The organism is Microcoleus sp. A003_D6, assembly GCF_036702825.1.
Lineage (GTDB): Bacteria > Cyanobacteriota > Cyanobacteriia > Cyanobacteriales > Microcoleaceae > Microcoleus.
The window spans coordinates 35,374-57,968 of sequence record NZ_JAUBWA010000034.1 but is presented as its reverse complement, the minus strand read 5'-3'; the positions used below and the strand labels follow the sequence as shown (position 1 = coordinate 57,968).

The following is a 22,595-nucleotide window of genomic DNA, read 5'->3' as shown; positions in this document are numbered from 1 at the left end:
GCTAAAGCCCAACTACGTACCTATTTCTAGGATGACAATTAATCCACCCTGCTTTTTAAGGGGGGTTAGGGGGGATCTGTCTTAAGTGAACCGTATTGCTTTATAATCTACAAAAAGTATCTCTAAAAAAAATCCCGCAAACTGTGTGTTTGCGGGATTTAGTAGGCAGGAAACTTGTAGGGGGCAATACTCTAGGCTCGGTCTACAATCTCTTTAGCTTTATCTTTGAGGTCTTCTTTCAGGTGAATTGCTGAGGCTTCGTCCTGCTTGGCTTGACCTTCTAATTTGTCTTTCTGGTTGCCTGTAACTTCGCTAACGGCTTCTTGGATTTTGCCTTCAATATTCTTAGCAGTTGCTTCGACTCTATTTTCAATGCTCATTATTTTTAAATTTGACGCTACAAATACTAATGTATGAATTCAAAGCTGAGTCTGAATCCATCTTTAGATAGATTTGTTGGTGAATTTATAGATATCCGGTAGGGAGACTCCAAAAGCCCTTTAGTGTCAACTTAAGCTCAAACCCAATCACAGATGGCTGTTTGACCGTTAAACTTAGATCCCCCCTAGCCCCCCTTAAGAAGGGGGGGACAAGAACTTACTCAAAGTCAACCCCTACTCCCCTTCTTAAGGGGGATTTAGGGGTATCTAGACTTGGCGTAAAACCGAGATTTCTCAAGGGTTTCAGCCTTAAGTTGACACCTGTGGACACATTGCCGTGTCCCTACGGGAAGATATAAGTTGAAGGTTCGATCGCAACTTCCACAAGTTTATTTCTAGAGGAAAAACCGGATTTAATGCCGATCGCAGATTTCGGCACTTTAAACTTTTTCGCCAACAGCACGATTAATTCTTGATTGGCTTTACCCTCCACTGGCGGCGATTTGAGATGTACTGTGAGGCTGCCATCGGGTTGCTCTGCAATGCTTTGCTGTTGGGAATTAGGTTTAACTTTGACTGTGAAAATTTTCATGTGACTAATAACTAATAACTAATGACTAATGACTAATGACTAATGACTAATGACTATCTGAATGTTCGATCTTTGTCCCTAAAACTTTTAGAAATTCAGCCAGCCAATTAGGATGAGCCGGCCACGCGGGGGCAGTAATTAAGTTGCCATCGACTACAGCGTCGGTAATGGGAACTTCTGTATATTTGCCGCCGGCCCGGAGTACGTCGGGGCTGCAAGCGGGGTATGCCGTGCAGCGTTTGCCTTCGAGCACGCCGGCGGCGGTTAGGACTTGCAAGCCGTGACAAATAGATGCGATCGGCTTTTTGCTGTTAGCAAAGTAGCGCGTAATTTGCAGCACTTGTTCGTTGAGGCGGATGTATTCTGGGGCGCGTCCTCCGGGGATAATCAAAGCGTCGTAGTCGGCGGGGTTGATTTCGTCAAAAGTCGCATTTAAAGTGAAGTTGTGACCTGGTTTTTCGCTGTAGGTTTGATCGCCTTCAAAGTCGTGAATTGCTGTGCGAATTGTTTGGCCTGCGGCTTTGTCCGGGCAGACTGCATGGACGGTGTGACCTACCATTTGCAGTGCTTGGAAGGGCACCATTACTTCGTAGTCTTCTACAAAGTCGCCGACTAACATTAATATTTTTTTGGCTGTCATGTTTGCAACGGGGCTTATTTTGTTTTGGTTAAAGGTGTTGGAAAATAGTCTCAACACTATAATAGCATCTGAGCAACTGAAATTAGGGCTGCCATGATGAAACTCGCTGCCGACCGCTTTGCTAAAATGTAGTACAATAGTACAAACAAATAGCGAGGCTAACTATGCAACTAGAAGATTACTTCGACTTTTTGCGTCCCGATGATATTCGGGTCAAAGGCACAAGGGTAGGAATTGAAACTATTCTTTATGATTTTACCTACAAAAAGCGGACTCCCGAGGAAATTGCCCAATCTTACAAAACAGTGACTTTAGAACAAGTTTATGCCACTATTTTGTATTATCTGCACAACCAAGAAGCCGTTACAGCTTACATAGATGATTGGCTGGCATGGAGCGATAAAGTGCTAGAAGAACAGCGACGAAATCCCCCGCCGGTTGTTGTTAAACTGATGAAGTTTAAAGCTGAAAGAGAAGCAATGAAAATAGCTAATGAGTCTCAAGTATCTCTCGGATGAAAATGTCGATCCTGTTTATCAAGCTCAATATCTTCTGCGAAATCCCAGCTTTGTGATGCGGGCAGTCGGGGAAAATGATGTTCCGCCTAAAGGCACTAAAGACCCAGAGATTCTTTGCTGGTGCGAGGAAAATGGATTTATTTTGGTGACAAATAACCGCAAATCTATGCCGGTACATTTGGCAGACCACATTGCCGCAGGTCGTCACGTACCAGGAATTTTAATTTTAAATGCAAATTTGAGTATCGGTCAGACAATTGATGAGTTAACCTTGATTGCGGAGGCAGCTTTTGATGAGGAATATCAAGACCAAATTGTTCATCTGCCGCTGCCTCAATAGGGTGAGAGTGCACGATCGCACGTTTCTGGCAAAATCAAAGATCGGGCAGGCTTTTGGGCCTGCCCCGCAAGCTATTCGGGAATCTAAAAACCGTTGCGTCCCCAAATGACCATTGAAATTGAGAAGGAAAACAGAACTAGCACCGAAACCCAACCGAGTGACAAAATATCCATAGCTATTTATTGAACAAACTGTACAAAGTGACTCCAAACCTTATGATAAGTCAATTTGAGCCATTTTTGAAATGAGGGCGCTGTGAAGGATTCGTCAAATTTTAGTGCGGCTGAACGGGTAGAATCTTTGAAGGCAGGGAGTGTTGCTGCTTTGTCTTGTTTGCTTGGTTTTGGGGCGATCGCCCTTGTTAATAGCTTAATTCTGGCAAATAGATTGGATTCTCTGGCGAGTTTGCAGGTGAGGGCAATTGACCTAAATTTTGCCGCCCGAGGGACGATCGCACTTTTGGGCGGTTTTTTGTTCGGCGTTACTTACCGCTACGCTATCCGCCGCGATACTAATCCGCAGCTTAAATCCGGTGTGGTGTTGGCTTTTGGGTTGGTGCGGGCTTTTGGACAGTTGGATGCTGGATTGTTTTTTGAGGCGGGGAAAATGCCGGCTTTGCAAGAGTTATTGCCGTTTGCTGTTCGCGGTGCTGAGAGTGTGGTATTGTTTGCGATCGCGGGTTTGGTGTTGGATTGGGCGATCCTCTTCGAGGGCTTCGCTAACGGGCGATCGTGGATTAAGCCTTTTGATTCTTGAGTGCAAAATCTTGCAGCCTTTTTAGGAACAGGCAAGATGCCTGTTCCACAACAAGTGAATTTTCTTGTGGGGTGGGCTTCTAGCCCGCCCCTGTTCCACAACAAGTGAATTTTCTTGTGGGGTGGGCTTCTAGCCCGCCCCTATAAATTTAATACCTCAAATTCTAGATTGCCGTAAACCATTTGTTTATCTACAGCCGACAAAACCTTATTGTTAGCAGCATCAGAAACTAAACACTGACAAACTAAATCCGCCACATCCGCCCGGTGAATAGTTCCAGTAACTCGAAAATCTTCTGTTAAAATACCGTTGCCTGTGGCAGGTTCCGATTTGAGTCCGCCCGGACGAATCACTGTATAAATCAGCCCGCTTTCTATCAAGTGATTTTCGGCTTTTTCCTTTTCAATTAAAACCGGGCCCAAAGTTTCTAAAGCTTGGGGTGGCAAAGCGCCGGCACTATTACCGCTACCGATCGATGAAACTAAAATAAATTTTTGCACGCCTGCTTTGACAGCCGCATCAATCAAGTTTTTGTTGCCCAAATAATCGGCTCTTTCTCCATCTTTTGGCAAGCCGCCAATGGTGCTGATTGCGGCATGAATTGGCTCGCCGCCAGCGATCGCAGCTTCCACAGCGGCAGCATCTAAAGCATCGCCCGTCACGACTTTGATGCCCATTGCTTCTAATTCGGTGCTCGTTGCGGGCGATCGCAAAAGTGCGGTTACTTGCATATTTTGTGCTATTAGACATTTCGCGATTTCTAAGCCGACTCCTCGACTAGCACCCGCTAAAAAAATGTGGAATTTGTCTGTCATTATTTATTGCCTTGAATTCACAACAATTTTTATTATACAGCAATCACCAAGATGATTGGGACGCTTTTGATTAGATTTATTGCGGAAGTTTTTAATTGATATATCGACCGCAGATATAAGGCAGATACAACGCAGATAAACGCAGATACTTTTAAGAGTGTTTGGGAATGAATTGAATGCAAGCAGGAGGGCGAGTTTTGCCTTTTTTTTAGTCATTTGTATCATATATTTTTAGCTAAACCCGCCCCTACAAAATGACTGATGACTGATGACTAATGCCCAATGCCCAATGCCCAATGACCAATGACTAATGACTAATGACTAATGACTTCTTCCCACCATTACTACCCAAGATTGAGCTTCGCGGGGTAAGCCGGGGGGGCGATAGTAGTGGCTGACAATTGCAAATCCTGCTTGTTCCAAACAAGGCGCTAAAGTTTCGTATTCCCATCCGGCAGTATAGCGTTTTCCCGTCGGCCGCTCGTCGTATCCTTCCCAATTTCCCCGGCACATTGACATGACAATTGCACCGTTAACAACTAAGGCTTTGTGCAAATCTTGCAGCACTTTTACCATCTCGTCGCTGGGAACGTGAATCAGGGAAGCATTGGCAAAAATACCGTCAAATTCTGCATTTGGCAAGTCGAGATTCAGAAAAGATTGCTGCCAAACTTCGCATCCCGATAACTTCTTTGCTATTTCTACAAAAGCTGGAGTTGCATCTAAGCCTACAACTGTGTGTCCTTGGCTCTTGAACGCTACTAAATCTCGTCCCGGCCCGCATCCTATATCGAGAATTTTACCGGGATTGCGGGGCATGGCAGCCGTCAATGCATCGCGATTTTGGGATACGTCGTGATGCCAAGTTCCTTCTCGGAAAGATTCGGCAGTTAGCTGGTATTCTGCGATCGTAATTTCTTCGCGTTTGTCCACAATTTCCCCTATTGTATTATTTGAGATTGGTTAATTCAAGAAGACGGGGCGAATGGTTGATTCAGAAGACGGGGCGAATGGTTAATTCAGAAGACCCGGCGAATAGAATTCGCGGCTATACAAACAATGTCCGCCTCCGCGGACTTAAGAAGATAATGTAATCTTAACCGCCCGGTCTCTTCAACCCGCGGAGGCGGGTTTTGTTTGTGTAGATGCGGTTTCAACCGCCGTCCGATCTTCAACCCGCGGAGGCGGGTTTTGTTTTGGTAGATGCGGTTTCAACCGCTGTCCGATCTTCGGGAGATTCGATCGCAAATCCCCGATCTTCAGGAGATTCGATCGCAAATCCCGCATCTCGAATCATGTCCCAATCTTGATTGGCGCTTTGTCCGGGAGTTGTCAGATAATCGCCCACAAAGATAGAATTAGCTGCGTAGAGTCCGAGGGGTTGCAAGGAACGCAAATGCACCTCCCTTCCCCCAGCAATCCGAATTTCTTGGCTGGGAAGCAAAAATCGGAACAAGCAGAGGATTCGCAAACATTGGCGGGGATTTAATGTGTTTAAACCTGCAAAGGGCGTACCGGGGATCGGAATGAAAAAGTTGACCGGTACGCTAGTAACGCCCAATTTGCGAAGCGACAGCGCTAAATCGATCGCATCATCATCCGATTCGCCCATCCCCAAAATTCCGCCCGAACAAGTTGTGATCCCCGCTGCTTTTACGTGTTCGACGGTTTCCACCCGATCGCCAAAAGTGTGAGTTGTGCAGATGTCCTCGTGGTACGATTCGGAAGTATTGAGATTGTGATTTACGCGATCGACTCCAGCTTTAGCCAAACGGTGAGTTTGTTCCTCGGTCAACAATCCCAAACAAGCGCAAATTTTTAGGTTATGATTTGCCTTGACGGTTTCTACAGCATCCAAAACGCGATCGAAAGTAGATGCGCTAGGTTGGCGGCCAGAAATTACCAAACAAAACGTACCAGCTTTTAAATCTGCGGCGCGTTGGGCCGCATCCAGAATTTTCTCCTTAGCTAAAAGCGGATATTTTTCAATTTCCGCAGTTGAAATTTTCGACTGAGAACAATAATGGCAATCTTCAGGACAAAGGCCACTTTGAGCGTTTAACAAATAGTGCAGCCTGACTCGGTTTCCCCAGTAGTGGCGGCGCACCCGATAAGCTGCATTTAATTGTTCTAGCAAAACCTCATCCGGCGCGCGCAATACGGCTAAAGATTGCTCGCGAGAGAGACATTTGCCCGCCAGCGCGTCGTCAGCCAAATCGTTCCAATTGGGTAAATTCATTACTAAAATTAAAGGGTTTACAGAGTATCCAAAACCTGACGAATTACCCGATAAATCGATTCTAGTTCATCAGGAGAAATGCAGTAGGGAGGCATTAAGTAAAGCGTATTTCCCAAGGGGCGGAGCAAAAACCCCGCTTCGAGAAATCTGGCTTTCAATACAGAACCGATGTCATTAAAATAACCGGCAACGCTTTCGGTTTTCACATCCATTGCTGCGATGGTGCCGCAAGTCCGAATCCGTTCGAGTTTAGGATGATTCCTCAGCCATTGATTCAGATATTGGCGGTGCAGTTTTTCCATCCCTTGATAAACATTTGGGTTTTGCTCCAAAAGCTCCAAGGATGCTACACCCACCGCACAAGCTAAGGGATTTCCGGTGTAAGAATGACTGTGAAAAAAAGCTTTGTCCCATTCATCTCGCCAGAAAGCTTGATAAATATCCTCCGATGCCATTGTGACAGCAATTGGCAAACAGCCGCCAGACAATCCTTTAGACAAACACAGGATATCCGGTGAAGTTCCAGATTTAAGCGAGGCAAACAGTTCGCCCGTGCGGCCAAAACCAGTCATTACTTCATCGTAAATCAACAATACATTATACTGGCGGGCAAGTTGTGCGATCGCCCGCAAAAACTCAGGGCGGCACATTCGCATTCCCCCAGCACCTTGCACCAAAGGTTCGATAAAAATTCCCGCACAGCCGCCCTGCTTTAACAAAAACTCCAACTTCTCTAAACTCGCCGCATCCTTGCTTTCCACCTCCTCATCGCCGTCAAAAGTCGCGGGAAAAGGCACAACATCCCCAGGAAACATTAAAGGCGCAAAAGATTCCCACCACAGCGAACTTCTGCCAGCAGACATCGCGCCCACAGTATCGCCGTGATAACCTCCCTCAAAACTAATAAAGCTAGTGCGGTTAGTTTCTCCGAGATTTAGCCAATATTGAAAAGCCATTTTCAGAGCAACTTCAACAGCAGTCGAACCGTTATCAGAAAAGAAAATCCGCGTCAAAGAATCAGGCGTATGAGTTATCAATTTAGCAGCAAGCTTCTGAGCCGGTTCGTGAGTAAATCCGGCAAAAATTACGTGTTCTAAAGTTTGAGCTTGTTCGTAAAGAGCCTCAGCCAGAACCGGATGGCTGTGTCCGTGAATCGTCACCCACCAACTAGAAATACAGTCAAGAATTTGCCGCCCATCTTCTAATTCCAGCAGCGCTCCTTTGCCGCGAATTACCTTCAGCGGCGCAGGAGCCGTTTTCATTTGCGTGAATGGCTGCCAAATCGGTGAAGTTGAATAATTATGTTCCTGATTCGCAGTCATGTTTACCCATACAACTAATATCAACCAAAATTATCTAGCAGTTTTCATTTAATTATAGATATCGCATCAGGACACAGCGCCGTTCCCATTTGTGTCAACTTAAGGTTAAAGTTAGTCACAGACTGGTGTTTGACGATTAGGCCTAGATCCCCCCTAACCCCCCTTAAGAAGGGGGGAACAAGAATCTTCTCAAAGTCCCCCTTCTTAAGGGGGATTTAGGGGGATCTAGACTCAGGTAAAAACTAGATTTATCAAGGTTTTTAGCCTTAAGTTGTCACCAATGGGCAGTGCCGCGTCCCTAGGATATTTAATCAGATTGAAAACAGCTATAATATAGCAATCTTAACTCAGTTGTGAGCTTTTATCTTTTCTTACTTCTTCATCTCTTCCTTCGTGTCCTAGCGCTAACGCGCCGCACCGCGTAACGCGTCTTCGCGGTTCGTTAAAAAAAATTTAGTTTGTGGAGAGGGCGGCTGCCCTGCAACGTCAGCCCCATACCACGTATTCGCGGGCGATGGTTAAAATGGTCAGTTACAATTTTCGGCCAACTAAGAAATAAGTGATCATTGCGCCTTTACCTTTAACATTAATTTTACCGCGTTTTTCCAACAAATACTTATCGCACAGCAACTCATAAGTTGAGCTGCTAACTTGAATTTTACCGGGAAGTCCCTGGGATTCCATGCGACTTGCTGTATTCACCGCATCTCCCCACAAATCGTAAATAAACTTTTTAGTGCCGATGACACCTGCTACAACAGGCCCAGTATTAATGCCAATGCGGATATTGAGAGGTTCGCCGGATTCGTCGCTAAATTTCATAATTTCTTGCTGCATTTCGATCGCCATTTCGGCAATAGATACTGCATGATTTTTACAGGGAAGTGGCAAACCGCCTGCTACCATATAATTGTCGCCGATCGTCTTAATTTTTTCTAAGCCGTATTGTTCGCTTAAGCGATCGAAAGCTGAAAATATTTTGTTAAGCAATTCGACTAATTCTGCCGGAGACGTGCGGGAGGAGATTTCGGTAAAGCCCACAATGTCCGCAAACAGCACCGTCACCTCGGCAAATCCGTCGGCAATATTGATCTGTCCTTGTTTTAGGCGATCGGCAATCATTACCGGTAATATATTTAGCAATAAACGTTCCGACTTTTCTTGTTCTGCCCGCAATACTTCCTCAGCTTGTTTCCGCTGTGCGATTTCCTTGTATACTCGGTGAAACATTTGATTGAATGCGACCATGAGTTCTCCCAACTCGTCATCGCGCTTGACAGACAGAGAGTAGAAATCAGGTTGTTCTCGATCTTTGCTCAAAGCATCTCCGGCAGCGATCAAGTCATCGCGCAATCTCAATATAGGTGCAATTACTGTCACCCCTAAAAAGAACATAGTCACAGAAGTGACAAAGGCTGATATAATGATGACCAGACCAGCAATCCGTCCGATAAATGCGTAGAGTTCCGGTTGAACGCTGGAAGCATCGAGGCGAACAATTAAGATGTAATCGCCTCCCAAATGTCGCTCCGTCCAAGCAATATCGTAGCGCTTGCCATCGAAATTGTGATTGTGAACTATACGAGCAATTTTCAGTTGCTCAAAACTGATTTCTGGCGGTTCGCCAAGTTTATATATTAGCTGACCGTTAGCTTGGTAAATAGATAGTCCTAACACTATTTGAGAATCCTTAGTAATATTTTTTACTTCTTCTTGCAAGAAAGTGCGATCGGAAATATCTTGTTGGAGCAACAACTCTAGGGAATCAACAGTGATCCTAGATACCTGTTCCAGTTGACTTAAAAGTTCATTTTCTCGCCGAAAATAAGAGGGAACTAAAATAATTCCCTCTATGACAAGAATGCTAGCAAATATCCACAAAGCTATTTGCCTAGACAAGCGAGATTTGAAAAAACCCAAAAATGATAAAATCCGCAATGGCATAAAACTTACTGTTGTACAAATAAATGGCTAATTTAGGAGATAGAAAAAGAAACCGGGTTTCTCGTAATAAATTTTTGGTTTGTCAACGAAGCAACGGCGCAGAAACCGGGTTTCTCGCATCGCCCGCGCAATTCCTGTAATTGTCAGCAGCCAGCAGCCAGCAGCCATTAACCGTTAGTTCTGGGTTGCTGGCTGCTGACTAATATCATGTCCGATTGATTAACCATAATATCCCGGTAGGGGCGGGTTTTTGAGATTGTTAATTACTGGCAGGTATTGTTGGTGAACCCGCCCCTACCAAAATCGCGATCGATCGACCGGACATGATATAATGACTGATGACTCTGGACTAACTAGCAGACCCCTGAATAATATAATAAACAAATTAAACCGAAACTGCGCCGACTAGCCTGCCGGCAAGCAGATAAGTATTCATATCGCCCTTGCCTTTGACGTCGATAATTCCTCTGTCTTTAAACAGATACTTATTTCGCAAGATATCGTAAGTTGATTGTGTGACTTGAATCGCGCCGGCAATCCCGTGGGATTCCATGCGGGCTGCTGTATTGACGGCATCGCCCCAGAGGTCGTAAATGAATTTTTTAGTGCCAATAACCCCTGCAATCGCTGGCCCGGTATTGATGCCGATGCGAATGTTAATTCCTGCATGATGTTTGGCATTAAATTTTGCTAATTCCTCCTGCATATCTAAAGCCATTTCTGCAATGCTTTCGGCGTGGTTGGTGCTGGGATTTGGCAAACCTCCGACTACCATGTAAGCATCTCCAATTGTTTTGATTTTTTCCAATCCGTACTTTTCCGTCAAACCATCGAAGGCTGAAAAAATTTCGTTGAGAAAATTGAGCAATTCTTCGGGAGATATTTGTGCTGAAAGCACGGTAAATCCTACGATATCAGCAAACAAAATCGTGACTTCTGCGAAGCCGTCAGCAATACTGCTTTGACCGTCTTTTAGCTTGGCAGCAATGGATTCGGGTAAAATATTGAGCAGCAGGCGATCGCTCTTTTCCTGTTCTTTCAGCAATTCTACATTAGTTTCTTGCAATTGTGCCGTGCGTTCCCTGACGCGCTGTTCTAATTGTTTAGCATTTTGGCGCAACCTGCTGATAGATAAAGTTAATCCTGTGACACCTAAAAGTGAAAGTCCTACTAACAGTAAAAACAGGTTTTTAAGTTCGCTGCGTGTATTTTGAGTGATGGTTTCGAGAGGCTGAGTAATTTCTAAGATTCCCCGCACATCTCCCACTTTCCAATCAGTTTTAGGACTGTCACGGTGAGTATTATGACAGTTAACGCAGCTAGAAGTTAGAATATCCGCTTCGGCATATCGAAATGCGGTTTTGCCGCGATAATTCTCACTGCGAAAAAAGTTTTTGGTCGGATTCTTTGTCAAATAGGTAATAGCTTGCCGTTCAAAATCGTCTCTGGCTCCGCCTTCTTTTATTCGCCAGGGAAACGGGTAGTTGCTGTAGACACGAAGTAATACTTCGGGATTTTTGTTAGTAATCTGGTTGCCCAGTTCTATTAAGAAGGTGGCCGGTACGGGAACTGTTACTTTTGTCGGTTTGTAGTCGTGGGTAAAGTTAATCGCTTTAGCAGTGTTGAGAGGATTGACAACATCAGAACTGTAAAGAGTGCGGGCTTCTTTAACAGCTTGGGCATAGAGGGTGGCATTTTGGAGGGCTTGCGATTCAATTAGGGTGGAGGAAAGACGAGACATATTTGCCATCGCTACTCCTACACCTACACAAAATAAAATTGTCACCCCAAGAAGAATTCGCTTGTAAATTAATTGGCTGATGGCAGCCCGACTGCTAGAAATCCACTGGCGCATGGTATCCTCAAGTGTGAGGTTTAATCTTGATTGGAATTTATGCACTACTAACATAACACTGCTTTTTCAGAGTGTTTTGCTGGCACCTGGGGTAAAGCAAGACTCTCTGAGTGCAACCGAGGGTTAATTATTGTTTACCGCGAGTGTTTCCCTTATCCGTAAAAGTACGCATAACTTTATAGTGGCGATTTCCTACGGGATAGCTGCGTTTCACGCACTTTTTGCTGTATCTACGTTAGGATTGCAATTGTAGTCTATGGTTGGCGATCGTGAATTCTGACTCTACTGTCTCACCTGCGAACAACGAAATTTTTCCGGGAGAAGTTTTCGTCAATACTGCGGATTTTGATAGCGGTATTCGGCGACTTTTACCTAAATATGACGAAATGCTGGATGTATTAACAGGCTGCATTGCTAGTGCAAACCACCGCATTTTAGAACTCGGCTGCGGTACGGGGGAACTAACTTTAAAAGTTCTCCAACGCTACCCGTCTGCGGAAATAGTTGCTGTCGATTATTCGCCGCGAATGCTTGATTTTGCCCGCGCAAAAATAGAGTCAGCAGGATACGCAGCCCGGTGGAGTGGCAGAGAATTGGATTTTGGAGAATGGGCGAACAATCCAAATTTTTCTGGCTTGGGCGATAAATTCACTGCTTGCATTTCATCTCTGGCAATTCACCATCTTGAGGATGAGATGAAGTTAAAATTGTTTAAACGGATTCGCGAAAGTTTAACTGCTGGAGGCTGTTTTTGGAATGCCGATCCTGTTGTGGCAGAGTCAGCAGCAATGAAAGATATTTATCAAGCGGCGCGGGAAGATTGGGCGCTAAATCAGGGGGAAACTTTAGCACAAATTCGGGCAAAGGTGGGGACGAGTGTGTCTTACGGGTATTCTAATCCCGATCGCCTAGCTACACTTTCGGCACAGTTGGAAATGCTGGCCTCATCTGGATTTGAGACTGTTGCAGTTCCTTGGAAATACTACGGTATAGCGGTGTTTGGGGGATTTGTTAATTGAAAAAAGCAGCCCTAAGCTGTGTTGCATCTAGATTACCTATGGTATTCAGAGAGGGAGAGGGGGGGAAGAGGAGAGGGGGAGAAAATTTGACGCTTTTCCCACAAAGATTGAAGTATGCAATTTAAATGCAAGACAGCTTACTATGTAGGGTGCAACCTCAGCAGCTTACCGCTTAAAGAAAGATTGCTGTTAGTATTTTAGGTTACTAAGTTCGGTTTGAAAAATATATAATACTGCCAGCATGAAGGAAACAAAATGACTGCAACTGCGATTCAAAGTATTGACTGGGATGCTTTCTCGTCGCAACTCTGGGGAATCGAAATAATTAGCGATCGCGCGCAAGTTGTCAAGCTATCTCAAGACTATTATCATTTCAGTTTTTAACAACACTTTAACTGTGTGCCTTGCCGATTCTGAAAGGCTGTCAATATGCCTGCAACAGTCGGCAAATCTGCTAAAACTCATTGGCTGGTTTGGTTGTTTTTCTGACATAAAACACTCCGAGATGGGGCATGGGGCATAGGCCAAACAGGGCATGAGAATATCTTAACTTTTGACTTCGCCTGCTGCTACTTGCAAATCGATGTCATTGACGGCTATATGGCGATCGAATTGTTTCGTGAGTTCGCGAGTTTCTATTGCTAGTTGTTTTGCGCTGTTTGGAGGGTGAATGAAGTTTTATTGGTGCATTCCTGGCCTAGAAATAGAAGTGTACAACTAGCCTAGCCCGTTCTTCAATGAATTGTCAGCCCCGTTCTGAAATTAAAAATTCAAACGCTTTGATATTTGCTAGGCCCGAAGCCCGCGAGCATCTAATTTACCTGAGAAAGGCTATAATATCAAGTCTGCACGGAAAATTCCTCTGCATCAATATCCCAATTTACCCAGCGAATTGCCTCCCTAGCTGATGTCAGGTTAGGCGGCACTCTCAAAGCGTGAATGAATCCCGTACTCGGACAAGTCATTTTTAACAAACAAATCGGCTCGACATCGGCATTATCTATTTGTAATAGTGCATATTCCTGCCAACTATCTATTTGTTTTGCTTCCAACTCTTGACAAATGCGATCGTAACCAATTCCTTGAATTAACACTCGCCTCAGTTCGGCATTCTCTTCTGTTAAAAGCCATTGGGCTTGCCATTGATTTGGGTGGACTTTGCCGTATTCTTCAGGCAATTTGACGCCGTGATAATAGTAAAAATTCCATCCATCCGCAAACTCGATCGCAGGTTCTGCTTCCGCGTGCCAGCGGTTTTGACTGTCAAAGCGAAGGTGGCGGGGGCGATCGCACACCGCGCAAATCTTTTCAAAGGGAAATATAAAACCGCAATGCTCGAAAAGCAGCTTTTGGCAGCGAAGTATTTCTTGTGCCTTTTGGGAAATATTGAGTCCTAATGAAGAGATATACAATTGGGTCAAATAGATTTCTTTAAACAAAGTCGTGGGGGTTTCAAGGGAGCTCCCGTCGAACAAATGAGCGGGAAAAACATTTCCCTTCGTTTTTTCCGATAGCTCATAGCTGTCAACCAATTCGTACATTAGCGAACTCAGTGTGCTGTCTGCTTCGGACTCGATCGTCATGCTATCGAGCTCATAGTTCCACACGCCCGGACTTGCAAATTCTCCCACAGCGGATCTCCATTTCTGGTCTAGATTTTTCCCCAATCTATTGCTGTATTCGTCACAGCAGTTTTGTGAATGGTCGCGTTTGAGCAAGTTGAAGATTTGGAGATAACCGTCGCGGGGACTGCTGCAAATAATAACGGAGGGTTCTTCTAGGCCAATAGCGACATAGGCAACTTTGACTGCTGCTGTGGCTTTTGGAGGATCAATTGGCTTAGTCGAGAGAGTAAGACGTTTCTGTGCGAGTTCCCCTAACACGCACAGAGCGGTATTTTGATTGCCGTTGAGATTGAGTCTTGTCAGATTGGTGAGCGAGCGCAAGGCGCTGATATCGGTAATTTGATTCTTGTTGAGATTGAGTTCTGTCAGATTGGTGAGCGAGCGCAAGGCGCTGATATCGGTAATTTGATTCTTGTTGAGATGCAGTGTTGTCAGATTAGTGAGCGAGCCGAGAAAGCTGATATCGGTAATTTGATTCTTGTTGAGATACAGTGTGGTCAGATTGGTGAGCGAGCCGAAGAAGCTGAATTCGGTAATTTGACTGCTGTTGAGATACAGTGCGGTCAGATTGGTGAGCGAGCCGAAGAAGCTGATGTCGGTAATTTGATTGCCGTTGAGATTGAGTGTGGTCAGATTAGTGAGCGAGCCGAGAAAGCTGATGTCGGTAATTCTATTGCCGTTGAGATTGAGTGTGGTCAGATTGGTGAGCGAGCCGAGGAAGCTGATGTCGGTAATTCGATTGTTGCCAAGATTCAGTGTTGTCAGATTGGTAAGCGAGCCGAGGACGCTGATGTCGCTAATTTTATTGTCGCCGAGATCCAGTGTTGTCAGATTGGTGAGCGAGCCGAGGAAGCTGATGTCGGTAATTCTATTCTCGCACAGATCCAGTTCTGTCATGCTTGAAAGTATCTGCTCCGCTGCTTGTGCGTCATCAGTGCCAGCCTTTTTTAACAACACTTTAACTGTGTGCCTTGCCGATTTTGAAAGACTGTCAATATGCCTGCACCAGTCCGCAAAGCTGCTAAAACTCATTGGCTCGTTTGGTTGTTTTTCTGACATAAAACACTCCTAGATGGGGCATGGGGCATCGGGCAAACAGGGCATGAGAATACCGTTAACTTTTGACTTCGCCTGCTGCTACTTGCAAATCGATGTCATTTCTCCTTTTGCGGTCGATCGCGATCGGTACTATCAGCCAAACCACTTGAGAAAAAAAACTAGGTTTTTCACCTACTCAACACTTTGAATTAGTTTAATGTTATTTCTCAGCCATTCATTGACCAAAGCTTGAACCTCAATCTTTTTATGCTCGGCAATTTTAGTCACAAAGTCCTCGACATCGGGTTCGAGATAAATGGGATAATGAAACCTAGCATCAGGATGGTAAAACTTGCCTTGCTCTGATGAAGAAAAATCATACTCTGATTTCATAATTTCCTCTCTTGATAAGGTTGGGATTCTGTGAAATTAGCTTTGCGGGCTGAAATAATCCGAATTATACAGGAGGTGCGATCGGTTTGTTCAAAGGTATGGACAACAACCCTTAAAATTCCTGTTTCATCTAAGCCTATGGTAATCCATCTATCTTCATCTTGACTGTGTTCTTCATCATAGATTGTTAATTGAGAACGATCGCGGAAAACAGTTGATGCCAAACGAAAATTTAATTGATGTTTGCGAATATTTTGCTTTTCTTTGGCTGGATTCCAATCAAAATTATAATCCAAAGCAATTTATCATGTTAAATCGAGGTACTATCAAATTATAACACAAGTTATAAGCTAGGGTTTTTCACCCCGCGTGCGTCCAGGAATAATTCTACTATTTCAAATCTTCCAACTTAATCCGAGGATCGACAGCTTTCAGCAGCAAATCTGCCAACAAATTCCCCACAATTAACATCGTCGCACCCATCATCAAACTTGCCATTACTAAATACAAATCTTGATTGTTCACCGCCTCTAAAGTCAGCTTTCCCAAACCCGGCCAATTAAAGAAAAATTCCGCAATAAACGCACCGCTCAACAAACTAGCAAACTCAAAACCCAAAAGCGTAACCAACGGATTAATAGCATTCCGCAAAGCGTGAACGTAAATTACCCGATCGTCCGGCAAACCTTTCGCCCGTGCTGTTCGGATGTAATCTTGACGCAGCACGTCCAACAATTGTCCCCGCATCAATCTTTGCAAACCAGCAAAACTGGTAACGCTGAGAGCGACAGTTGGTAAAATTAAGTGCCAGCAGTAATCAATTATTTGACCCCACCAAGGTAAGTCTGCGTGGTCGATACTTGTCATTCCTCCGACGGGAAACAGAGGCGAAGTATTCTGTGCGAAAAATAGCAGCAACAAAGCTGTAATAAAGCTCGGAAATCCCTGTCCCGTGTAGCTGACTACTTGCAAAACTCGATCGACTGTGCGGTTTTGATTGACGGCGGCGACAATTCCCAAAGGAATCGCGATCGCCCAAGTAACAAACATAGATGCGATCGCCATCAACAGCGTCGCCGGTACCCGTTCCCACAGCAGCGACGCTACCGATCGCTGATACACAAAACTCGTACCAAAATTCCCCCGCGTTACAATTTGTTGCAGCCACAGCCAATACTGCACAATAGCTGGTTTATCTAAGCCGAACTGCTGTTCGAGTTGCTTGAGTGTCTCCGGCGAAATCTTCGGATTTTGGCTCAAAGTATCCAAGTAATTTCCCGGTGCTAGCTCAATAATTGCAAAACAAAGAGCCGATGCCAAAAATAGCGTTAAAAGTGCCTGCAACAGTCGCTTGACAACATAAGTAAATGTCTCGCCACCAAACAGAGAACTCAACACTCGCAAATTTCGATTTAACTTAATAGAAGTCATGCGATTTTAGATTTTAGATTTTAGATTTTAGATTTGAAGAATTGAAGAATTGAAGAATTGAAGAATTGTGAATGATATTAATTCCGGTTGCATCGGAATGATTTAACCGCTCTTGACGCAGAGCTCACAGAGTCTCCAGAAGAGAGAGATGAATAATTCCGATGCAAAGGTCAAGGATATTATTTGTCAGTAGTTTTTATTCAACTGTCAACTGTCAACTGTCAACTGTCAACTGTCAACTGCCAACTGCCAACAGTTAACTAACTAATATTCAACTAGCGTGACGATCGGCACATCCGGCAATTTCTGCCTGCCGCCCAAAGCCTGCAATTCAATGATAAAAGCAAAACCGACAAGCTCGCAGCCAGCTTGCTCCAACAATTTAGCCGTCGCCGCCGCCGTTCCGCCAGTGGCGATTAAATCGTCCGCAACCAGCACCCGGCTGCCCGATGCCATCGCATCTCGGTGCATCTCCAGCCGATCGACCCCGTACTCCAACTCGTACTCAGCAAAATAAACTTCTCCAGGCAGTTTCCCCGGTTTGCGGACGGGAATAAAGCCCAGTCCCATTTTATAAGCCAAAGGCGCGCCAAATATAAAGCCCCGCGATTCCATGCCCACCACATAGTCAGCAGACATTGCAGAGCATTTTTCGGCTAAGCTGTCAATGGTGTAGCTCAGCCCTTGCGGGTTGCACAGCAAAGTTGTAATGTCTCGAAACATAATTCCCGGCTTTGGGAAATCAGGAATGTCGCGAATCAGAGATTTGAGATCCATAAGCTTGCCGATCGGCGTTAAGGGTAAGGAGGCCTCAAAAATGGTACAATAATAACGCCAATCGAGTTTAGATTTTAGATTTTAGATTTTAGATTTTAAATTTTAGATTCACCAAAAAACGAGAGGGAAGCCCCTGGCTTTAGACATGGGGAGGAACTCCGTAGCAGTTTCAACCGCCTTCAATATTTTACACAACTTATTGGAATGTTATTCTATAATTAGATTAGCAAGTAAAAAAACCATCTACGTGTTGAAACATTCTAGTATCGGAGAAATCCCGGCACAGTGAGCCACCACACTCCTTAATAAGGAGTAGTAAGCCTGTATAACTGACAAGTAACGGCAGAATGTGAAGCGTACCTATCTGGCAAGAGTGATGGATTATGAAAGCAAACACTTCGACCCTTCGACTACGCTCAGGGCGACGCTTCGCTCAGTGCGACGCAATTTAAAAGTAAGCGCAATTGCAATACCTTTTGTACTGGTAGTTGTTTTGAGCGTTTAGAGGTGCCTTGATAACACCTTTGAGAGTTTTCGGATTCATTCAAGAATCCCCCTGATTCATCAGTGGGGAGTATCAATATATGTAAACAAATGTCATAATTCCCTAACAAGAGGGTTGAATATCACGATTTGTGACCCTATGATCTAAAGTCAAAAATCTAATATCTAAAATCCAATGATCAAGTTGGCAGCACGAGTGGGTGAGGTTCCTCCTTCCATAACCTTGGCGATCGCAGCTAAGGCTAAAGCCATGAAGGCAGAAGGGATTGATGTCTGTAGTTTGAGTACGGGAGAACCCGACTTTGATACTCCCGAACACATTAAAGCGGCCGCAAAACAAGCTTTAGACGAGGGGAAGACTAAGTACGGCCCTGTGACTGGGGAACCGCAGTTAAAAGCTGCGATCGCCCGCAAACTCCGCGACGACAACAATCTCCACTATCAACCGGAAAATATCATTGTCACCAACGGTGGCAAGCATTCGCTCTACAACCTGATGATGGCTCTGATCGAGCCTGGAGATGAAGTAATTATTCCGGCTCCCTACTGGCTGAGCTATCCAGAAATGGTCAAACTCGCCAGCGGTAAGCCCGTAATTGTACGGACAGATGCTTCTACAGGATATAAAATTACACCGGATCAACTGAATCGAGCGATTACTCCCAAAACCAAGTTATTTGTGCTGAATTCGCCTTCTAACCCGACGGGAATGGTTTACACTCCAGCGGAAATCAAAGCGCTGGCCGAGGTGATAGTCGATCGAGATATTTTAGTCGTTTCTGACGAGATTTACGAAAAAATTATATATGACGGCGCCCAACACGTCAGCATCGGTTCCTTGGGTCAAGAAATCTTCGATCGCACCCTGATCAGCAGCGGTTTTGCCAAAGGTTACTCGATGACAGGCTGGCGCATTGGCTATTTAGCCGGGCCTGTCGAATTGATTAAAGCCACCAGCACCATTCAAGGTCACAGTACCTCAAACGTGTGTACCTTTGCACAGTACGGCGCGATCGCCGCTTTGGAAAGCAGCCAAGAATCTGTCGAAACCATGCGACTAGCTTTTGCCGATCGGCGTCAGGTAATCTTTGAATTGCTCGATGCTATTCCCGGAATTAGCTGTATCAAACCAGACGGTGCTTTCTATATGTTTGTCAACATCAGCAAGACTGGAATGACTTCTCTGGAATTTTCCGACGCTTTCTTAGAACAGCAGCAAGTAGCAGTTATTCCGGGGATTGCTTTTGGTGCAGACGACCACATTCGCTTGTCTTATGCCACCGATTTAGGGACAATTAAAAAAGCCGTAGAAAGGCTCGATAAATTTGTCCGCAGCATCTAAAAATCAGTCATCAGTCATTGGGCATTGGTCATTGGGCATTGGGCATTGGGCATTGGTAGCAACTCACTAATGACTAATGACTAATGACTAATGACTGCTGACTGCTGACTAATGACCAATGACTGCTGACTAATGACCAATGACTGCTGACTGCTGACTGCTGACTGCTGACTAATGACCAATGACCAATGACTAATGACCAATGACCAATGACTAATGACCAATGACTAATAACTTAAAGCTGTTTAGTCATAATTTCCTTCAGCAAATCCAGCCCCTTCTTAACTCGCCGAGAAACAGTCACCGCACTGATACCCAAGCGTTCGGCTGTTTCCTTCTGCGTCAAATCGTAGAGAAAAACAAACTCCAATATTTCGCGAGTCCGTTGTTCCAACATAGCCAAAGCTTGCTGTACGCGAATTCGATCCTCTTGCGCCAACTGAAAACTCCGATACTTGCTATCGGGCACCAATTCTCCCAGACAAGTAGCCCCCTCATCTTCATCTTGCACCGGCGCGTCCAAACTTAGAGGCGATCGGTTGAGATGGGCCAACTTAATTTCTTGCCATTCTTGTACAGAAACCTCAAGAACTGCTGCTACTTCAGCATCCGTAGGTTTGCGGTTCAACAGCACCTGCAAATCCTTGATCGCTGCGACAGATTTGCGTTCCAGGGACAGCCAGTGGCGGGGAAATCGCACAGAAGGGCTTTTGTCCCGCAAGTAGTGTTGAATTTCGCCCCGAATGTAGGGAATTGCAAAGGAACTAAAAGCGTGTCCCTTCGACATATCAAATCGCTCGATCGCCCTAATCAACCCAATACACCCGACTTGCAGCAAATCGTCGTAGTTTTCACCGCACTGGTTGATCCAGTGGTAAACTTCTTTTCTCACCAGCCCAATATTCAGTTTAACTAACTGATTGCGGACTTGATTCGATCCAGAAAGTTGGTACTCGCGCAACAATTGCAAATTTTCGCTTTTTAGCTCGTTCGGGGTTGTGGTAGACATGGCGGCATAAGGGTTGATAGAGCAGAGGACTGACGTTGCTTCAGATTTAGTTTCCAATCTAGTCTAAAAAAATTTACCTTTAGGTAGTGTAATCCTAGCACTTCATAGCTGTGACCGCGAACACACCTGTCAAGCTTTGGGAATGCCCAGCGATTTAGCGGGAGCATCCGAAGGTAGAAGGCAGAATCCCGAATTTTACAGGATTTTTTTTGACACCCGACCATAATCTGAAAGCGGTTTGAAAGCAATACTTTAATTAATTAAAAATTTTAACTTAATAACTGGCAACAAATAATAATTTAATCATAAATTTAGTCATTAGTCAACAGTCTTAAGTTATGTTGCTCGAGACTGTTGGCTAATGAAGGGCGAGGATTACCTTTACGGCAAAAAACTGCTCGAGTTCGATCGATCCAGAAAGCAAATTTTACGACACAGAAGGCTCAATGCGAGCGTAAAACAAACCCCGAATTTTCACGTCCAGAGCGGGTCTAGCTCCCAAATCAGTATCAGAAGGCTGCGTGCTCTCAAAAATCCCGCCAACTTCGCCAGTGGCGCTGTTGACTTTAGCAACTTGGAGAGAAATTTTGCCCGCCTTGGTGCGGGTGTCAGCCAGCTTAACATTAGAGCGGTTCAGTTTGGAATTGTCAGTAGCCGGAAGCGCTACAGCATTGTCGTAGCCAGTCGATACCCCGCGACCTTTAGGGTCTAAAAAGCCTGCGCTGCGGTAAGAAGGAACGTTAAACTCCCCTCTCAAATCGGTGGAAGTATTGATAGCAACAACTCCGGGATCGGAACTGGCTACCAGCTCTTTAATAGTGAACAAGAAAGGTACTTGCTCTCCGCCCGGTAACTGAATCGTAATTGCTTGAAAGTCCAAGCCATCCTCTTCTTTAAAAGTCAGAGTTCCGTCAGTACCGACATTGAGCGTACCTTGAACTTGGTCAATGCTCGACGTGAACCGCGTCAGCAATTTACCAGGCACAAATTCCGCCTCTTGGCGTTTGTTTGCTGGTTCTTCCTTCACAAAATAAGTTGTGGGCTGCAAACACAAACCAGTCAGTTTATAGGTGCCACCCGCTTCGATGGGGATCGATCCCCGAGAAGTTTCTGCCAAGCTAGGGCAGTTATTAGCCAATCCAGTACCTCTAATCTCGTCGTAGGTGAGCAACTCGGTAGTCGCCACCGTCGTGTCAGGAGCAGAAGAACAAGCAACCAGCGCACTCATGCAAAATGCTAAAAGTGCAACAATTAAAGCACGATATTTCATTGCCAACCTCAATCTCCAACATCGGATTATATTAAGAAAAAGCCGTAATTCGAGCAAAATATAATTGCCCGCCGGCAGGCGCTAGCCAGCGCTTCGGGCAGCATTTAGATCCAGATAGCTCGCTTCACGGACACCGGCATTGACTCAAAAAATCGAGCTAGTGAGCCGTAAAAATAAGCAAGAACTTTTGATTTCTCAAAAGGGAAGGATCGCAGCCCAATACACATCGTACGACGGGTTGTGCTCTTTTCCTGACTTGGACTGCAAATTAATATTGCGATCGTCAACCTACTTAAGTTACTTTGCTTATGACCCCGAATGGCGATCGCGACTAGCTCGATTAGTCGGCTGACCAAAAGGCTGGGGACAAACGCCTTGTAGATTTGAAAGGAAGCAGCGGTATGGACAACGGCAAAGATTTAGAGTCAGGAAAGTTGCAGTCTCAACTGCAATTGCTGACAGAGGCGCTTCGGACCTTAGCCGAAAGTTGTCAGGGAGACAGTCTGCTGCTTTTGGCTTTGCTGCGGACGCTGGAAGCTTCGCACCAGGAAATTCGGGACGGTTTGTTTCAAGCGTCTTTTCCCGACAACCGCCAAGCACTTTACAAACTGCTCAGGAATATTGAAGCCAATGGCGGCTGGCCTTACATCCAGCGCATGAAACTTCGATCGCTCTTGGGGTACGCCCAACAATTATCTCCCCTCGAAGACGATCCGGCCGAATCGCCTGAAGACTCGGCCGAGACTGAGCAAGACCTTAAATAGTTTTGAGTTATGAGTTGTGAGT

At 45.1% G+C, this 22,595-nt stretch carries 24 protein-coding genes and 1 pseudogene; 8 read left to right on the top strand and 17 right to left on the bottom strand.

Annotated elements, in window-relative coordinates; translation table 11 throughout:
* Nucleotides 1–191 precede the first annotated feature (191 nt).
* The 3 genes from QUB70_RS12150 to QUB70_RS12140 form a co-directional block, all read right to left on the bottom strand.
* Entirely contained in the window at nt 192–380 is a 189-nt protein-coding gene (locus QUB70_RS12150) for a CsbD family protein (RefSeq protein ID WP_015175540.1), read from the bottom strand.
* A gap of 343 nt (nt 381–723) precedes the next feature.
* On the bottom strand, nt 724–972 hold the full coding sequence (locus tag QUB70_RS12145; RefSeq protein ID WP_332980571.1) for a DUF167 domain-containing protein: 249 nt from the start codon (nt 970–972) through the stop codon (nt 724–726).
* Between the two features lie 46 nt (nt 973–1,018).
* Complete coding sequence (locus QUB70_RS12140) at nt 1,019–1,612, bottom strand: DJ-1/PfpI family protein (protein ID WP_332980569.1); 594 nt, start codon at nt 1,610–1,612, stop codon at nt 1,019–1,021.
* A gap of 164 nt (nt 1,613–1,776) precedes the next feature.
* Here QUB70_RS12140 and QUB70_RS12135 point away from each other — a divergent pair, with 164 nt between their 5' ends.
* Together QUB70_RS12135 and QUB70_RS12130 are read left to right on the top strand one after the other, a co-directional pair.
* Entirely contained in the window at nt 1,777–2,130 is a 354-nt protein-coding gene (locus QUB70_RS12135) for a DUF433 domain-containing protein (protein ID WP_332980567.1), read from the top strand.
* Nucleotides 2,105–2,470 carry a DUF5615 family PIN-like protein gene (locus tag QUB70_RS12130; RefSeq protein ID WP_332980565.1) on the top strand — a complete coding sequence of 122 codons (366 nt, stop codon included), beginning with the start codon at nt 2,105–2,107 and terminating at the stop codon, nt 2,468–2,470. Before QUB70_RS12135 ends, QUB70_RS12130 begins: the two co-directional genes overlap by 26 nt.
* Nucleotides 2,471–2,553: 83 nt before the next feature.
* Here the strand turns inward: QUB70_RS12130 and petN are convergent, their stop codons facing one another.
* Nucleotides 2,554–2,643 (bottom strand): cytochrome b6-f complex subunit PetN, encoded by a 90-nt coding sequence (gene petN / locus QUB70_RS12125; RefSeq protein ID WP_071883976.1) that lies wholly within the window; start codon nt 2,641–2,643, stop codon nt 2,554–2,556.
* 82 nt (nt 2,644–2,725) lie between these two features.
* On the opposite strand from petN, the gene QUB70_RS12120 reads away from it, so the two are divergent.
* Nucleotides 2,726–3,226, top strand: coding sequence for a hypothetical protein (locus QUB70_RS12120; RefSeq protein ID WP_332980564.1), 501 nt, complete (start codon nt 2,726–2,728; stop codon nt 3,224–3,226).
* A gap of 140 nt (nt 3,227–3,366) precedes the next feature.
* Here QUB70_RS12120 and QUB70_RS12115 read toward each other — a convergent pair whose 3' ends face one another.
* The 6 genes and pseudogenes from QUB70_RS12115 to QUB70_RS12090 form a co-directional block, all read right to left on the bottom strand.
* A complete protein-coding gene (locus QUB70_RS12115) occupies nt 3,367–4,041 on the bottom strand; it encodes an SDR family oxidoreductase (RefSeq protein ID WP_332980563.1) in 675 nt (224 codons plus the stop codon).
* Nucleotides 4,042–4,362: 321 nt separating this feature from the next.
* A complete protein-coding gene (locus QUB70_RS12110) occupies nt 4,363–4,974 on the bottom strand; it encodes a class I SAM-dependent methyltransferase (RefSeq protein ID WP_332980562.1) in 612 nt (203 codons plus the stop codon).
* Nucleotides 4,975–5,212: 238 nt separating this feature from the next.
* On the bottom strand, nt 5,213–6,280 hold the full coding sequence (gene bioB / locus QUB70_RS12105; protein ID WP_332980561.1) for a biotin synthase BioB: 1,068 nt from the start codon (nt 6,278–6,280) through the stop codon (nt 5,213–5,215).
* Between the two features lie 17 nt (nt 6,281–6,297).
* Nucleotides 6,298–7,602 (bottom strand): adenosylmethionine--8-amino-7-oxononanoate transaminase, encoded by a 1,305-nt coding sequence (bioA, locus tag QUB70_RS12100; protein WP_332980560.1) that lies wholly within the window; start codon nt 7,600–7,602, stop codon nt 6,298–6,300.
* Nucleotides 7,603–8,133: 531 nt separating this feature from the next.
* Nucleotides 8,134–9,546 (bottom strand): adenylate/guanylate cyclase domain-containing protein, encoded by a 1,413-nt coding sequence (locus QUB70_RS32690; RefSeq protein ID WP_442927774.1) that lies wholly within the window; start codon nt 9,544–9,546, stop codon nt 8,134–8,136.
* Nucleotides 9,547–9,931: 385 nt separating this feature from the next.
* Nucleotides 9,932–11,251: pseudogene (locus tag QUB70_RS12090) on the bottom strand (adenylate/guanylate cyclase domain-containing protein); the annotation flags it as partial.
* Between the two features lie 419 nt (nt 11,252–11,670).
* On the opposite strand from QUB70_RS12090, the gene QUB70_RS12085 reads away from it, so the two are divergent.
* Complete coding sequence (locus QUB70_RS12085; RefSeq protein WP_332980559.1) at nt 11,671–12,420, top strand: class I SAM-dependent methyltransferase; 750 nt, start codon at nt 11,671–11,673, stop codon at nt 12,418–12,420.
* Nucleotides 12,421–12,675: 255 nt separating this feature from the next.
* Nucleotides 12,676–12,804, top strand: coding sequence for a hypothetical protein (locus QUB70_RS12080; protein WP_332980558.1), 129 nt, complete (start codon nt 12,676–12,678; stop codon nt 12,802–12,804).
* A 455-nt stretch (nt 12,805–13,259) separates the two neighbouring features.
* On the opposite strand, the gene QUB70_RS12075 is transcribed toward QUB70_RS12080, so the two are convergent.
* The 5 genes from QUB70_RS12075 to QUB70_RS12055 all read right to left on the bottom strand — a co-directional run bounded on the left by QUB70_RS12075 (nt 13,260) and on the right by QUB70_RS12055 (nt 17,684).
* Nucleotides 13,260–15,104, bottom strand: a complete 1,845-nt coding sequence (locus QUB70_RS12075; RefSeq protein ID WP_332980556.1) for a leucine-rich repeat domain-containing protein — start codon at nt 15,102–15,104, stop codon at nt 13,260–13,262.
* Between the two features lie 171 nt (nt 15,105–15,275).
* Nucleotides 15,276–15,476: a hypothetical protein gene (locus QUB70_RS12070; protein WP_332967015.1), complete on the bottom strand. Its 201-nt coding sequence runs from the start codon at nt 15,474–15,476 to the stop codon at nt 15,276–15,278.
* On the bottom strand, nt 15,473–15,772 hold the full coding sequence (locus QUB70_RS12065; RefSeq protein WP_332980555.1) for a BrnT family toxin: 300 nt from the start codon (nt 15,770–15,772) through the stop codon (nt 15,473–15,475). The genes QUB70_RS12070 and QUB70_RS12065 overlap by 4 nt, the downstream gene beginning before the upstream one ends.
* 94 nt (nt 15,773–15,866) lie before the next feature.
* Complete coding sequence (locus QUB70_RS12060) at nt 15,867–16,907, bottom strand: ABC transporter permease (protein ID WP_332980553.1); 1,041 nt, start codon at nt 16,905–16,907, stop codon at nt 15,867–15,869.
* Nucleotides 16,908–17,171: 264 nt separating this feature from the next.
* Nucleotides 17,172–17,684 (bottom strand): adenine phosphoribosyltransferase, encoded by a 513-nt coding sequence (locus tag QUB70_RS12055; protein ID WP_332980551.1) that lies wholly within the window; start codon nt 17,682–17,684, stop codon nt 17,172–17,174.
* A 679-nt stretch (nt 17,685–18,363) separates the two neighbouring features.
* Here QUB70_RS12055 and QUB70_RS12050 point away from each other — a divergent pair.
* Nucleotides 18,364–19,530 carry a pyridoxal phosphate-dependent aminotransferase gene (locus tag QUB70_RS12050; RefSeq protein ID WP_332980549.1) on the top strand — a complete coding sequence of 389 codons (1,167 nt, stop codon included), beginning with the start codon at nt 18,364–18,366 and terminating at the stop codon, nt 19,528–19,530.
* A 235-nt stretch (nt 19,531–19,765) separates the two neighbouring features.
* Here QUB70_RS12050 and QUB70_RS12045 read toward each other — a convergent pair whose 3' ends face one another.
* Together QUB70_RS12045 and QUB70_RS12040 are read right to left on the bottom strand one after the other, a co-directional pair.
* Nucleotides 19,766–20,539, bottom strand: coding sequence for an RNA polymerase sigma factor SigF (locus QUB70_RS12045; RefSeq protein ID WP_332980547.1), 774 nt, complete (start codon nt 20,537–20,539; stop codon nt 19,766–19,768).
* A gap of 427 nt (nt 20,540–20,966) precedes the next feature.
* Nucleotides 20,967–21,809 carry a photosystem II manganese-stabilizing polypeptide gene (locus tag QUB70_RS12040; protein ID WP_332980545.1) on the bottom strand — a complete coding sequence of 281 codons (843 nt, stop codon included), beginning with the start codon at nt 21,807–21,809 and terminating at the stop codon, nt 20,967–20,969.
* Between the two features lie 160 nt (nt 21,810–21,969).
* Here QUB70_RS12040 and QUB70_RS12035 point away from each other — a divergent pair, with 160 nt between their 5' ends.
* Together QUB70_RS12035 and QUB70_RS12030 are read left to right on the top strand one after the other, a co-directional pair.
* Nucleotides 21,970–22,161, top strand: a complete 192-nt coding sequence (locus tag QUB70_RS12035) for a hypothetical protein (RefSeq protein WP_332980543.1) — start codon at nt 21,970–21,972, stop codon at nt 22,159–22,161.
* 49 nt (nt 22,162–22,210) lie between these two features.
* Nucleotides 22,211–22,573: a hypothetical protein gene (locus tag QUB70_RS12030; RefSeq protein WP_332980541.1), complete on the top strand. Its 363-nt coding sequence runs from the start codon at nt 22,211–22,213 to the stop codon at nt 22,571–22,573.
* The last annotated feature ends 22 nt before the right edge of the window (nt 22,574–22,595 follow it).

What these genes read in the sequence shown, in the direction of transcription:
- QUB70_RS12045 (WP_332980547.1), bottom strand. Translation starts at nt 20,539, where the DNA reads ATGTCTACCACAACCCCGAACGAGCTAAAAAGCGAAAATTTGCAATTG.
- QUB70_RS12050 (WP_332980549.1), top strand. Translation starts at nt 18,364, where the DNA reads ATGATCAAGTTGGCAGCACGAGTGGGTGAGGTTCCTCCTTCCATAACC.
- bioB (WP_332980561.1), bottom strand. Translation starts at nt 6,280, where the DNA reads ATGAATTTACCCAATTGGAACGATTTGGCTGACGACGCGCTGGCGGGC.
- QUB70_RS12140 (WP_332980569.1), bottom strand. Translation starts at nt 1,612, where the DNA reads ATGACAGCCAAAAAAATATTAATGTTAGTCGGCGACTTTGTAGAAGAC.
- QUB70_RS12135 (WP_332980567.1), top strand. Translation starts at nt 1,777, where the DNA reads ATGCAACTAGAAGATTACTTCGACTTTTTGCGTCCCGATGATATTCGG.
- petN (WP_071883976.1), bottom strand. Translation starts at nt 2,643, where the DNA reads ATGGATATTTTGTCACTCGGTTGGGTTTCGGTGCTAGTTCTGTTTTCC.
- QUB70_RS12055 (WP_332980551.1), bottom strand. Translation starts at nt 17,684, where the DNA reads ATGGATCTCAAATCTCTGATTCGCGACATTCCTGATTTCCCAAAGCCG.
- QUB70_RS12080 (WP_332980558.1), top strand. Translation starts at nt 12,676, where the DNA reads ATGACTGCAACTGCGATTCAAAGTATTGACTGGGATGCTTTCTCGTCG.
- QUB70_RS12130 (WP_332980565.1), top strand. Translation starts at nt 2,105, where the DNA reads ATGAGTCTCAAGTATCTCTCGGATGAAAATGTCGATCCTGTTTATCAA.
- QUB70_RS12070 (WP_332967015.1), bottom strand. Translation starts at nt 15,476, where the DNA reads ATGAAATCAGAGTATGATTTTTCTTCATCAGAGCAAGGCAAGTTTTAC.
- QUB70_RS32690 (WP_442927774.1), bottom strand. Translation starts at nt 9,546, where the DNA reads ATGCCATTGCGGATTTTATCATTTTTGGGTTTTTTCAAATCTCGCTTG.
- QUB70_RS12145 (WP_332980571.1), bottom strand. Translation starts at nt 972, where the DNA reads ATGAAAATTTTCACAGTCAAAGTTAAACCTAATTCCCAACAGCAAAGC.
- QUB70_RS12115 (WP_332980563.1), bottom strand. Translation starts at nt 4,041, where the DNA reads ATGACAGACAAATTCCACATTTTTTTAGCGGGTGCTAGTCGAGGAGTC.
- QUB70_RS12075 (WP_332980556.1), bottom strand. Translation starts at nt 15,104, where the DNA reads ATGTCAGAAAAACAACCAAACGAGCCAATGAGTTTTAGCAGCTTTGCG.
- QUB70_RS12150 (WP_015175540.1), bottom strand. Translation starts at nt 380, where the DNA reads ATGAGCATTGAAAATAGAGTCGAAGCAACTGCTAAGAATATTGAAGGC.
- QUB70_RS12030 (WP_332980541.1), top strand. Translation starts at nt 22,211, where the DNA reads ATGGACAACGGCAAAGATTTAGAGTCAGGAAAGTTGCAGTCTCAACTG.
- QUB70_RS12040 (WP_332980545.1), bottom strand. Translation starts at nt 21,809, where the DNA reads ATGAAATATCGTGCTTTAATTGTTGCACTTTTAGCATTTTGCATGAGT.
- bioA (WP_332980560.1), bottom strand. Translation starts at nt 7,602, where the DNA reads ATGACTGCGAATCAGGAACATAATTATTCAACTTCACCGATTTGGCAG.
- QUB70_RS12060 (WP_332980553.1), bottom strand. Translation starts at nt 16,907, where the DNA reads ATGACTTCTATTAAGTTAAATCGAAATTTGCGAGTGTTGAGTTCTCTG.